Origin of the sequence: Lutibacter oceani, from assembly GCF_003384935.1 — a bacterium.
GTDB lineage: Bacteria > Bacteroidota > Bacteroidia > Flavobacteriales > Flavobacteriaceae > Lutibacter > Lutibacter oceani.
In genome coordinates this window covers 706763-718796 of the sequence record NZ_QTTQ01000011.1, presented here as the reverse complement: position 1 = coordinate 718796, position 12034 = coordinate 706763, and the positions used below count along the sequence as shown (strand labels likewise).

13 protein-coding genes are annotated in these 12034 nt (G+C 29.2%); 9 read left to right on the top strand and 4 right to left on the bottom strand.

The window, feature by feature from the left end; all coding sequences use genetic code 11:
• Positions 1-22 precede the first annotated feature (22 nt).
• On the bottom strand, positions 23-496 hold the full coding sequence (locus BX611_RS12425) for a methylated-DNA--[protein]-cysteine S-methyltransferase (protein WP_115881969.1): 474 nt from the start codon (positions 494-496) through the stop codon (positions 23-25).
• Positions 497-664: 168 nt separating this feature from the next.
• On the opposite strand from BX611_RS12425, the gene BX611_RS12420 reads away from it, so the two are divergent.
• Positions 665-1027, top strand: a complete 363-nt coding sequence (locus tag BX611_RS12420) for a hypothetical protein (protein WP_147296423.1) — start codon at positions 665-667, stop codon at positions 1025-1027.
• Between the two features lie 2 nt (positions 1028-1029).
• Here the strand turns inward: BX611_RS12420 and BX611_RS12415 are convergent, their stop codons facing one another.
• The gene (locus BX611_RS12415) at positions 1030-1797 is read right to left on the bottom strand and encodes a TatD family hydrolase (protein WP_115881726.1); all 768 of its coding nucleotides are present in this window, start codon (positions 1795-1797) and stop codon (positions 1030-1032) included.
• 263 nt (positions 1798-2060) lie between these two features.
• Between BX611_RS12415 and BX611_RS12410 the strand changes: the two genes are divergently transcribed.
• A complete protein-coding gene (locus BX611_RS12410) occupies positions 2061-2660 on the top strand; it encodes a diheme cytochrome c-553 (protein WP_115881724.1) in 600 nt (199 codons plus the stop codon).
• Between the two features lie 122 nt (positions 2661-2782).
• On the opposite strand, the gene BX611_RS12405 is transcribed toward BX611_RS12410, so the two are convergent.
• Together BX611_RS12405 and BX611_RS12400 are read right to left on the bottom strand one after the other, a co-directional pair.
• Positions 2783-3523 carry a tetratricopeptide repeat protein gene (locus BX611_RS12405; protein WP_115881722.1) on the bottom strand — a complete coding sequence of 247 codons (741 nt, stop codon included), beginning with the start codon at positions 3521-3523 and terminating at the stop codon, positions 2783-2785.
• Between the two features lies 1 nt (position 3524).
• The gene (locus BX611_RS12400) at positions 3525-4106 is read right to left on the bottom strand and encodes an RNA polymerase sigma factor (protein WP_115881720.1); all 582 of its coding nucleotides are present in this window, start codon (positions 4104-4106) and stop codon (positions 3525-3527) included.
• Between the two features lie 208 nt (positions 4107-4314).
• Between BX611_RS12400 and BX611_RS12395 the strand changes: the two genes are divergently transcribed.
• The 7 genes from BX611_RS12395 (at position 4315) to BX611_RS12365 (ending at position 11921) form a co-directional block, all read left to right on the top strand.
• Complete coding sequence (locus tag BX611_RS12395) at positions 4315-5373, top strand: hypothetical protein (RefSeq protein ID WP_115881718.1); 1059 nt, start codon at positions 4315-4317, stop codon at positions 5371-5373.
• Positions 5374-5546: 173 nt separating this feature from the next.
• Positions 5547-6569, top strand: coding sequence for a hypothetical protein (locus BX611_RS12390; RefSeq protein WP_115881716.1), 1023 nt, complete (start codon positions 5547-5549; stop codon positions 6567-6569).
• 202 nt (positions 6570-6771) lie between these two features.
• A complete protein-coding gene (locus tag BX611_RS12385) occupies positions 6772-7494 on the top strand; it encodes an energy transducer TonB (RefSeq protein ID WP_162880053.1) in 723 nt (240 codons plus the stop codon).
• A 174-nt stretch (positions 7495-7668) separates the two neighbouring features.
• Positions 7669-8400 carry an energy transducer TonB gene (locus BX611_RS12380; RefSeq protein ID WP_115881712.1) on the top strand — a complete coding sequence of 244 codons (732 nt, stop codon included), beginning with the start codon at positions 7669-7671 and terminating at the stop codon, positions 8398-8400.
• A gap of 114 nt (positions 8401-8514) precedes the next feature.
• The gene (gene deoC, locus BX611_RS12375) at positions 8515-9258 is read left to right on the top strand and encodes a deoxyribose-phosphate aldolase (protein WP_115881710.1); all 744 of its coding nucleotides are present in this window, start codon (positions 8515-8517) and stop codon (positions 9256-9258) included.
• A 1-nt stretch (position 9259) separates the two neighbouring features.
• A complete protein-coding gene (locus tag BX611_RS12370; protein ID WP_115881708.1) occupies positions 9260-9835 on the top strand; it encodes an acyltransferase in 576 nt (191 codons plus the stop codon).
• Positions 9836-9845: 10 nt separating this feature from the next.
• Positions 9846-11921 (top strand): gliding motility protein RemB, encoded by a 2076-nt coding sequence (locus BX611_RS12365; protein ID WP_115881706.1) that lies wholly within the window; start codon positions 9846-9848, stop codon positions 11919-11921.
• Positions 11922-12034: the final 113 nt, after the last annotated feature.

Genomic DNA, 12034 nt, shown 5'->3' with positions numbered 1-12034 from the left:
ACGTAATTTGTACAAAAATAGTTTAAAATAATGATTGTTGTGTTGAAGGATTTTCGTGTTCCAATAACCATTTTTTGCGCCATATTCCACCAGCATAACCTGTTAAAGAACCATCGCTTCCAATAATTCTGTGACAAGGAATAATTATCCAAATTGGGTTTTTTCCATTGGCGGAGGCAACTGCTCTAATTGCTTTTACATCGCCTAATTTTTTGGTTTGTTCTAAATAAGTTCTGGTTTTTCCATAAGGAACTTGTAGCAATTCATTCCAAACCTTTTTTTGAAATTCGGTTCCTTTTGGGTTTAATTTTAAACTGAAAAGGGTTCTTTCACCTTTAAAATATTCATCCAACTGTTTAACGCAATCTTGTAAACATTTAGGGGTGTTTTTAGAAGTTTCAATTGCGTCATCTAGTACAGAAACTGAACTAATTCCGTTTTCATCTCCAACAATTTTTGCGGTTCCAATAGGTGTTTTGTAATATGTAATTTGAATTTGATTCAACTAGCTTAAGTTTCTTTTATTAAACTTAAATATACATTTATTAAAACAACTTACCAATTGTTAAGATAAAATGTATTTTTTTATTCAAAAAGATTTATAAAAAATTATTAGACTAACTTTGTTATGTTAATTTAAATTTTGATTTTGAATTACTTAGCTATGAAAAACTTGAAATATCTTATCATTATACTATTTGTTGCAACCATGTTTTCTTGTAAAAGTGATGATGAAATCAACCTATCAAATAAGTTGGTTGGTGAATGGTTGCGAGCTGATTTTACAAATGAGTTAGAATATAAATTAATTTTTAACGCTGATAATTTTGGGTATAGAACCTTTAAAACGGTCACTAATGAAACTGAAATTATTTCTTCTGCTATTCATTTTAATTGGAGTACAGATGGGAGTACTTTAACCTTTAGTGAATTGGATGAAATAATTACAACTTCCTTTTCCTTTAATTTAGAAGGAGAACTTATATTAAAGGATTATTCGGATTTGCCGTTTATAAGAATAGAATAGGGTTAGATTCCAAAAACATTTTTCGAGTTTTGTGTGGTTATTTCAGCAATTTCTTGCGGACTTAACTTATAAATATCCACTAATTTATCTAAAACTTTGGTAATATAACTACTTTCGTTTCTTTTTCCTCTAAATGGAGTTGGAGCTAAGTAAGGAGCATCTGTTTCTAATACAATATGTTCAATTGGAATTTCATTTAAAAACTGATCTATTTTTCCGTTTTTAAAAGTAACTACACCACCAATTCCAAGTTTCATATTGTAAGAAATTGCCTTTTTTGCTTGTTCTAAATTTCCTGAAAAACAATGAAATATCCCAAATAGTTTATCGTCTTTTTCTTCTTCTAAAATTTCAAAAATTTCATTAAAAGCATCTCTGCAATGAATAATAATTGGCAATTTTTTTTCTTTAGCCCAATGTATTTGAGTTCTAAAAGCGTGTTGTTGTTCCTTTAAAAAAGTTTTATCCCAATACAAATCGATCCCAATTTCACCAACGGCATAAAAATTACGTTTATCTAGCCATTCTTTTACAAAAGCCAATTCTTTTGCAACGTTTTCATTTACGTGTGTTGGGTGCAAACCCATCATTAAAAAAATGTTTTTTGGAAAAGATTTTTCCAAATCTAACATAGCATTTAAATAAGTAGAATCTATTGCAGGAATAAAAAAACGTGAAACACCAGCATCTAGTGCTCGTTGAATCATTTCGTCTCTGTCCTCGCTAAATTGTTCGCTGTATAAATGGGTGTGTGTATCGGTAATTATCATAGGGCAAAAATAACTAAAAACTTATGATTTTTTTTAAAGAAATTTAAGAGTATTTTTTTTAGAAAATCATAAATATTTTTAATTAAACTGAAGTGAACTAGATGTTTAATGTGTTGTTTTTGTGTTTTTTGTAATATTTAATTATATTTATCCTTACCCATTTTAAAATTGTAAGTGGATATTAATTATGCAATTTTAATTTATACTTATGTTATTTTTTTGAATCCCAACTTGAAAATTTTACTAACTAAAAAATTTAAAAAATGAAAAATTCAAAATTAATTATTGTTTCATCAATTTTTATTGGAATGATATTTTTTAGCTGCTCTGATAAGAAATCAGAACAGTCAACAGTTGATTTAAAAACTAGTAATTCTAAAGAGGAACTTATTAAAAGAGGGGAATATTTAGTTACAATTATTGGGTGTGATCATTGCCATACACCTAAGAAAATGACACCAACTGGACCTGTGCCAGATATGGATAGATGGCTGATGGGATACCCTAATGGAGATGAGCTTCCGGAAATAGAAAAATCGAAAACAACACCAAGTAAATGGCTTTTATTTAATGGAGATCTTACCTCAGGTGTAGGTCCTTGGGGAGTATCATTTGCTGCAAATTTAACTCCAGATGAAACAGGAATTGGTAATTGGACATTTGAAAATTTTAAAAGAGCAATGACAGAGGGCAAGTATAAGGGGCTAGAAAATAGCAGACCAATTATGCCTCCTATGCCTTGGCAATCATATACAGAAATGAAAGAAAATGATTTAAAAGCTATATTTGAATACTTAAAATCAATAAAGCCAATCAAAAACGATGTTCCAAGTTATATACCCCCAACAAATATGGGTATTTAATTGAAAGCTAAGTAACTCTTCTTTTATTTAATAAAATTAAAAAAACAGCTTGGGCCATTTGACCCAAGCTGTTTTACATATATACAAAGTTTGTGAGATACTTTAATTTTAAAAGTATAAGTTTACAACCTCTTCAATAACTTTTTAGCCTGTTCAAATTCCTCAGCACTTTCTGGAATTGTTTTTAATACTTCTTTACAAGCTTCAAAATTTTCTTGTTTTAATAAGTTTAATGCTTTGTACCAAGTTGCCTTGTATTTAAAAGCAGAGTTCCCTTTGGAAATTGAATTAAAAATAGTTTCAGCTTGACTAAATTGATCCATTTCTATTAAACAAATTCCTTTATATAATTGTATTTCAATATCGTTAGGTAATTGTTCTTCTAAAATAGTTAATTGTACAAAAGCTGTTTTATAATTTTTGGTATTAAAAGCCTCTTCAGCTTTGGTAATTGCTTCATTATTATCACCTCTTACAACCAACTCTAAACTATTATGTTTTGAAAAATCACTATAAACCGGATTTCCATTTTTAAATATTAAAAAACCAATTAACAAAGCAATACTGGCTGCTACTAATAATTTTTTATAATTGAAAAGCGAAATTACTTTAGTCTTAGTCTCAGTCTCCGTTTTATCATTAATATATTTAGAACCTAAATGAGTCAATGTATTTCTAAGCTCTTTTTCAGTTTCTTCATTTTCAAATTTTGATGCTAAGGAAGTTTCAAGTGCTTTGTAAATTTCAAATTCTTGTTTTAAATCTGCATCGGAATTCAACCTTTCTTCAAAAGCTGTTTTTTCTGTTTCGGTGAGTTCATTGTTTAAAAATTTATCAAACTCTATATATTTTAATTCTTCCATTTTAGTACCTTTTTAGTTGTTGAAATTCATTTGAATCCTTCACAAGCTGGGTTAATTTTCCCATACATTGCGATTTCTTCTTACGAGCATAACCATAAGTTACGCCTAAAAACTCAGCAACTTCTTCCATCGACTTTATTTTGAAGGTAGCTTTTAATAATTCCTGGCATTTTGCCCCTAATTCTTTAAACTTTGATTCAAAAAGCTGATTTTGTTGTTCAAAAATTTCTGTTTCTTCAACTTGTTGTTCGTGCTCGTCTTTAATAGATGCTTCATCTTCTAAAATTGTTACCCTATTAGTTCCTCTTTTTTTAAGCTCATTTAACCACCTTCTTTTACACAATAAATAAAAGTAAGCATCAAACGGACATGTAAGTACAAAATTTTTCTCTTTTGCCTGATGATATATTGTTACCAATGTTTCTTGAATAATGTCCTGGGCATCGTCTGCATTTCCATTATTGTTACGTACATAAGTAACTATTTTGTGTGAAAACTTCTCATATAGTTGAGAAAGTACCCTACTGTCATTTTTTAGCAAAGCCTCAATATATATATGATCTGCGTGTGGTTTCTGATTCATTTATAATTGTTAAGTGTAGCTAATTTAAAATTTTTTTCAGAATAAGGGGTAACAAATTTAAAAGAGGTTTGATATGTAAGTGTAAAACAAATTTAAAAACAATATAAAATTTAATAATTATGAAATGAGCCAAACAAATTTTAATAAAGACTAAAATTAAAAATGGCGAATTCCATTTGACAAATTAAAAACAATAAAATAAAAACAAATGAAAACACAAACACAAAATTTCACAAACTTAAAGAACAGTAAAGTAGTGAACAGAATTTTTAAAAATGTAGTAGGATTATCAATAGTAGCAATTTTTGCTAGTTGCGTTCCGGAAGGGGATAATGATTTGGAGGTTTTAGAACCACAACCTGATGGAATTGCTTTAAACAACAGATTTCAGGAAAACAGAATTGATGCACTGCAAGAATTTACAATTGATGCTGCAACTGGAGGAATAATTACCGGAGCTCAAGGCACACAAGTAACTTTTCAGCCAAATTCATTTGGATTAAATGGAAGTCCGGTAACAGGAAATGTAACAGTGCAATTAATTGAAATTTATGATAAAGCTTCTATGTTATTAAATAACAAATCTACTTTAGGAAAAAGAGCTAATGGAGATAAAGAAGCGTTAAAATCGGCTGGAGAGTTTTTTATCAATGCAAAACAAGGAGCTAATGAACTTGATTTATTAGCAATAGCAAATGTAAATAGTAGACCAGTAGATTTTGCAGATTTAGATGGTGGAATGAAAATATTTAGAGGTGGGCCAGATCAAGATTGTGATGGTATTGATGATGATTGTGATTGGGTAGAAGCAGATGAAGATGGTAATGGCGAACAAGATGATGCTCAAATAAGAGATGCTCAAGGTGCTGATGGTGAGTTTGCTACCTATAATTATAATATTGGAACGTTTGGATGGACAAACCTAGACAGATGGTATAATTATGCAGGCGCAAAAACAGAAATATTTATTGATGTTCCAGCTGAATTTAATCAGGATAATTGTGCGGTGTATTTATCATACGATGGAGAACCAACTGCTTTAGCAAGAATGGATGTTTACAATACAGAAATAGAAATGTTCACGGAGCATTACGGATTAATTCCTGTTGGATTAGAAGTTCATATTATAATGGTAACTGAAATTGAAGGACAATTACATTATGCAATTCAGGGAACAACCATAGTTGAAGATCATATAGAAGTAATTTCAAGTTTAAGTCCAATATCTCAACCTGCTTTAGAAAGTTTAATTAACGGATTACCTTAAAATATTGCAATTAGTGAACAGTTAGAAATAGGTTAATAACTGGGAAAGACTATCATTTTTGATAGTCTTTTTTTATTTAAATATTTTTTTTCAAAAAATGGGGTAACAAAATAGTAACACAGTTTATTTATAAGTATAAAACAAATTTAAAAACAATATAAAACTAAATAATTATGCAAACACAAACACAAAATTTCACAGACTTAAAAAACAGTAAAGTAGTGAACAGAATTTTTAAAAATGTAATAGGATTATCAATTGTTGCATTTTTTGCAAGTTGCGTTCCGGGAGGAGACAATGATTTGGAAATTTTAGAGGCACAACCAGATGGAATTGCTTTGAATAACAGATTTGAAAACAACAGAGAAGATGCAATGGAAGAATTTATTTTAGATGCAGTAGCAGGAGGAATGATAACGGGATCTCAAGGTACGCAAGTAACTTTTCAGCCAAATTCTTTTGGAATAAATGGTAGTCCTGTTACAGGAAATGTTACCGTTCAATTGATTGAAATTTACGACAAAGCTTCAATTCTTTTAAATAATAAATCTACTTTAGGTAAAAGAGTTAACGGAGATAAAGAAGCTTTAAAATCTGCTGGAGAATTTTTTATCAATGCAAAACAAGGAGCAAATGAATTAGAATTATTAGCACCTGCAATAGTTACAAGTAGAAATATAAATCCAGCGGATGCGGATTTTGGAATGGCACTTTTTACAGCCGGTGAAGATTTAAATGATACAGAGGATTGGGTTGAAGTTGAAGAAGAAATACAATTGAAAGAAGCAGATGGTACAAATGGAGTATCAGTTACATATAACTTTAATTTAGGAGATTTTGGTTGGTCTAATTTAGATAGGTGGTATAGTTTTACTGGTCCAAAAACTGAACTTTTTATTGATGTTCCGGAAGGTTATAACGGAGATAATTGTGCAGTATTTTTATACTACGATAATGAAAATACAGCAATTGCTAGAATGGATACCTGGAATGAAACGGAAGAAATGTTTGCAGAACATTACGGATTAATTCCTGTTGGATTAGAAGTTCATATTATAATGGTTGCAGAAATAGAAGGGCAATTACATTATGCAATGCAAGGAACAACAATAGTTGATAATCATATTGAAGTAATTTCAGGATTAAGTCCAATTTCGCAAACTGCATTAGAAAGTTTAATTAATGCATTACCATAAAAAATATTTTGAAAAAGGTTGGTTACTAATTAAGAAGCCGTTCAAATTGAACGGCTTCTCTTTTTGGTATGTTTTTTGCTTTAACATAATTTTAACATTTGTCCAAAATTTATTTTAATTAAAATTAATCTTCTCAATTCCACTCAATAGGATTAATTGAAAATTTCAAATAAATAATTGGATGAAACAAAACTTATATATTATGATAAAAAAACATCCAAAAGCAAATTTAGAGAATTACAGTAAATTATTTGCACAGTTAGGCTTAGTATTGTCGCTTTTTATTGCCTATTTACTTATTCAAAACAAAACGTTTAACAATCAAATCGCAATCTTATCAGATCAGGACAGACATTTAATTGATGATACTGAACAAAACGTTGAGGTAAAACTTGAACAACCTAAAATTGAACCCCAAACCAAAAAAAAGGTAATTTTCGATATTATTGAACAAATTGATGATCTAGATGATATTATTGAAACAACAATTGACATAGTAGATGTAGATGCTCCTGTTGATATTTCAAAAATGGTAGATGTAAAACCAACTGAGGTTTTTAATCCTGAAGATGAGGTTGATTATGTTTTTTTAGAAGAAGCTCCTTTATTTCCAGGTTGTAAAGGCACCAATGAAGAACGTAAAGCTTGTTTTTCAAAACAAATTAGTAAGTACATAAACAAAAAGTTTAACGCTAGATTAGCTGAAAAAATGGGTTTAGCACCAGGAATTCAAAGAATTTTTACACTTTTTAAAATTGATAAAGAAGGGAATGTTATTGATATTCAGGCTAGGTCACCCTATAAAGAATTACAAAATGAAGCTGAAAGAGTAATTAATCTTTTGCCAAAAATGGAAGCCGGAAAACAACAGGGAAAACCTGTAATTGTGAAGTATTCAATGCCTATTATTTTTAAGGTTCAATAACTAAAAATTGTTAGCTAATCAGTTGGTTTTCAATATAAAATTTTGTAAATTTAATATGATGAATATCTTGTAAGAAACTTCAGTTTTACAAACTAATATTCTGAAGTTTCTACCATTATAAATATGGCTGTTGTAACAGTTTAATTTTTTTTGTTTCACTTAAATTAGGTAGCTATGGAAATAAAAAAATATCCAGATGCCATTCTTGAAAATTACAGTAAAATATTAATACAGTTAGGGTTAGTTTTAGCACTTTTTATAGTATTTGAATTTATTCAGATGAAATCATATCCACGCCCAGTAGAGGAACTATCGGCAATAATTTTAAATGAAGAAGATTCTGAGGATTTAATTGAAATTAAACCTATTGAGGTAGAAGCTACACCTCCACCAACTACTGTTATTCCGGATAAAATAGTAAAAGTTGAAGATGAAATTGATATACAAGAAACCGTAATTGAAAGTACAGAAACAGACGAATCTGAAGCAATTATTGTTGATTTGGATAAAGAAATAGTTTCTGTTGAAGAAGAAGAGGTTGTTGAGGAAGATGTTCCATTTGTAATTATTGAAGAAGTGCCAATATTTCCGGGTTGTAAAGGAAATAAAGAAGCACTTAGAAATTGTTTTTCAAATGAAATTTCAAAGTTTGTACTAAAAAAATTTAATGCTGAACTTGCATCAGACTTAGGTTTGCCAACAGGAAGTATTCAAAGAATATTTGTAATGTTTAAAATTGATAAAGATGGTAAAATTACAAATATAGCAGCAAGAGCACCTCACAAAAAATTGCACGATGAAGCAATAAGAGTTGTAAGTTTATTACCTGAAATGACTCCAGGAAAACAAAGAGGTAGGCCAGTATCTGTAAGTTATGGATTGCCAATAGTTTTTAAAATTCAATAAATTTGATAAAAGAAGATTTAAAATCCCGCTATTGCGGGATTTTTTTATAGACTATGCTTTTTAAAAAACTATATTTGTTATGTAATTTATCAACCAAGTATAATTAATAAGAAAATGGATATTAATCAATATTTAGACTCCACATATTTAAAAACTGCAATACAAGCAAATATTTCAGAAAAGGAAACCGAACAAAATGTAATTGATTTGGTAGCTGAAGCAATTGAAAACAATTTTAAATTGGCTATGATTCGTCCAAAATTTGTTGCAATGGCCAGAAAAATGGTAAAAGAGGCAAATTCAAATGTGTTAATTGGAACTGTAATAGGGTTTCATGAAGGTACTTATAGTACAATTGATAAATTAGCTGAAGCACAACAAGCAATAAATGATGATGTAGATGAGTTAGATTATGTAGTAAATTATGAAGCCTTTAAGGAAGGTAAAATAAATTTAGTGAAAGCAGAAGTTTATAAAGGAACTAAGTTGGCTTTGGATAATAACAAAGTTGCAAAATGGATTATAGAAATTGCAGCCTTAACAAATGAAGAAATTATTGCTTTAACACAATTAATAAGGGATGTTGTTTTAGATAATTTTGGAGAAGAAAATGCTTCAAAAGTTTTTGTAAAATCATCAACAGGTTTTTTTAAAACAGAAGGAGGTAAACCAAATGGAGCTACTTTTGAAGCAATGGAACTTATTGTTGAAAATGCAAAACCACTGCCGGCAAAAGCAGCAGGTGGGGTTAGAAATTATGAAGATGCTGTAAAAATGGTTGAAATGGGTGTAAGTAGAATTGGAACTTCTTCTGCAAAAGCTATAACAGAAGGTAAAAACTCACAAGAAGGATATTAATATGAATGATTATTTTGCACATGAAACGGCGGTTATTGATGAGGGTTGTGAGATAGGGGCTGGTACAAAAATTTGGCATTTTAGTCATATTATGTCAAATTCAAAAATTGGAAAAAATTGTAATTTAGGTCAAAATGTTGTGGTTTCGCCAAATGTTGTTTTAGGTGAAAATGTAAAGGTTCAAAATAATGTGTCAATATATTCAGGTGTAATTTGTGAAGATGATGTTTTTTTAGGTCCATCAATGGTTTTTACCAATGTAATAAATCCAAGAAGTGCAATTGTTAGAAGAGGTGAATACCAAAAAACTTTGGTTAAAAAAGGAGCAAGTATAGGTGCAAATGCAACTATTGTTTGCGGAAATAATATAGGAGAATATGCTTTTATTGGTGCAGGAGCAGTAGTTACTAAAGAAGTATTACCGTATGCATTAGTGGTTGGAAATCCATCTAAGCAAATAGGTTGGATTAGTGAATATGGGCATAGATTGGAGTTTAATGAACAAGGTTTTGCAACTTGTATAGAGAGTGGAGAAAAATACAAATTAGAAAATAATAAAGTTGAAAAAATAACATAATTTGGATACAATGAAAAAAATACTTTTAAGTTTCCTATTTCTTTTATTTTCAATTGTTGGGTTTTCTCAAACTGAAAAATATCCAGTTTTTACAGCATGTGAGTTGGAACCAGTTTCAAATTTACCTTCCTGCTTTAAAAATCAAGTTAAGGAAGCGGTATTAAAAGATTTTAAAATACCAGAAAATGTTATTCAAGAAAATTTTAAAGGATCTATTAATGTTGTTTTTTTAGTAGATGTTTCAGGAAATTTTAAAGTACTTTATGTTAATTCACCTTATAAAGAACTTAAGGCTGAAGTAGAACGTGTTTTTAAAAAGTTTCCAATTATTACTCCTGCAAAATTCAACAATCATAATATTGAAATGCAGTTTGTATTTCCAATTGCTATTCCTTTGGAAAATAATGAACAATTTCAAGAAATGGTTTTACAGGAGGCAAAAGAAATAGAGAAATTTGCAACTATAAAAAAAGAAGAAAAACTACTAATTTCTTCTGAAAAAAGTTTATTTCCTGAACATAAAAGCGCTTTGAATATTCCTTATACAATTGCTGAATATAATATTTTTGATTATTATTTAAATAAAGCTGAAAATTCACATACTTCAATGAAACCCTATGTTTACACTGAAGTTGATAAATATCTAAATTTAGATATTCAAAAAAGTACATTACTAAAACCAAAAACTACTTGGTTTGGCAGGAAGTTATTAAATGAACATATGGCAAATGTAAAAGGGAAGGATTTTTGGTTTACAGTAGATCCAATTGTTGATTTGCAAGTAGGAAGAGATAGTGATGATATAAATACCTTTAATAATACAAGAGGTGTTCAAATAAATGGAGGACTTGGAAAAAACCTTAATTTTTCAACAAGTTTTTACGAAAGTCAAGGTCGTTTTGCTAATTATTTTAATGAATTTGCAGAATCAATTAAACCTGATGGCGGAAATCCTGCAATTATTCCAGGTAGAGGAATTGCAAAGAGGTTTAAAACGGATGCTTATGATTACCCTGTTGCGGAAGCTTATTTATCTTATACGCCAAGTAAACATTTTAATTTTCAATTTGGAAATGGTAAAAATTTTATTGGTGATGGTTATCGTTCCTTATTTTTATCAGATGTAGCTTCTCCCTATCCATATTTTAAAATAAATACTAGTTTTTGGAAAATTAAATACACAAATCTTTTTATGTCTATGCAAGATGTAAGACCCGAATTAACTGTAGATGGTGCTTACAAGAAGAAGTTTGTGGCTATTCATTATTTAAGTTGGAATGTTTCCAAAAAAATAAATTTGGGTTTTTTTGAAACAGTTATTTGGGATAATTCAAATGATAGAGGTTTTGACGTAAATTATTTAAATCCATTAATTTTTTATACGGCAGCAGAATTTGGATCAGGTTCTAGAGCGGGAAATACATTATTAGGATTAAGCTTAAAATATAAGCACAAAAATATAGCATTATATTCTCAATTATTAATAGATGAATTTAGGCTTTCGGAAATTACAAGTTCAGATGGTTGGTGGGGAAATAAAAATGGAATTCAAATAGGAGCTAAGTTTTACAATGCTTTTAAAATTGAAAATTTATTTTTACAGATTGAACACAATGCTGTGAAACCTTATACATATTCACATGATGAATTAAATTATAATTTTGGACATAATAATCAGCCATTGGCTCATTTATGGGGTTCTAATTTTAATGAAACTATTTTTATAGCCAGGTATACAAAAGACAGATGGTTTGCAAATTCTAAAATAGTAATTGGGAAAAAAGGTTTTGACTATAATACAACAGCTGATAACTTTAGTTATGGTGGAGATATTTATAGAGATAACGATGAAAGATTTTCAGAATATGGGAATAAAATTGGCCAAGGAAATGAGGCTTCAATTGCCATAGCTGATTTACAAGTTGGATATTTGGTTAATGCTGCTACTAATTTAAAACTGTTTGGAGGTATTACTTTTAGAAATTTTGAACCAGTAAATCCATCAACAACTTTTAATAAATCTAATACTACCTGGATTTCATTTGGTTTAAAAACCGATGTTTTTAATTGGTATTTTGACTTTTAATTTTGAAATAATATTGTTAAAAAAAAGCCTGTTCCAGAAGTGAAATAGGCTTTTTTTTATTGAATTTATACTAGTTTTTAAATCTAAATAATACTTGCTTTTAAATATTCACG

Bases quoted from the DNA above. Each gene is read 5' to 3' on its own strand.
- BX611_RS12420 (WP_147296423.1), top strand. From the start codon at position 665: ATGAAAAACTTGAAATATCTTATCATTATACTATTTGTTGCAACCATG.
- BX611_RS12415 (WP_115881726.1), bottom strand. From the start codon at position 1,797: ATGATAATTACCGATACACACACCCATTTATACAGCGAACAATTTAGC.
- BX611_RS12410 (WP_115881724.1), top strand. From the start codon at position 2,061: ATGAAAAATTCAAAATTAATTATTGTTTCATCAATTTTTATTGGAATG.
- BX611_RS12405 (WP_115881722.1), bottom strand. From the start codon at position 3,523: ATGGAAGAATTAAAATATATAGAGTTTGATAAATTTTTAAACAATGAA.
- BX611_RS12400 (WP_115881720.1), bottom strand. From the start codon at position 4,106: ATGAATCAGAAACCACACGCAGATCATATATATATTGAGGCTTTGCTA.
- BX611_RS12395 (WP_115881718.1), top strand. From the start codon at position 4,315: ATGAAAACACAAACACAAAATTTCACAAACTTAAAGAACAGTAAAGTA.
- BX611_RS12390 (WP_115881716.1), top strand. From the start codon at position 5,547: ATGCAAACACAAACACAAAATTTCACAGACTTAAAAAACAGTAAAGTA.
- BX611_RS12385 (WP_162880053.1), top strand. From the start codon at position 6,772: ATGATAAAAAAACATCCAAAAGCAAATTTAGAGAATTACAGTAAATTA.
- BX611_RS12380 (WP_115881712.1), top strand. From the start codon at position 7,669: ATGGAAATAAAAAAATATCCAGATGCCATTCTTGAAAATTACAGTAAA.
- deoC (WP_115881710.1), top strand. From the start codon at position 8,515: ATGGATATTAATCAATATTTAGACTCCACATATTTAAAAACTGCAATA.
- BX611_RS12370 (WP_115881708.1), top strand. From the start codon at position 9,260: ATGAATGATTATTTTGCACATGAAACGGCGGTTATTGATGAGGGTTGT.
- BX611_RS12365 (WP_115881706.1), top strand. From the start codon at position 9,846: ATGAAAAAAATACTTTTAAGTTTCCTATTTCTTTTATTTTCAATTGTT.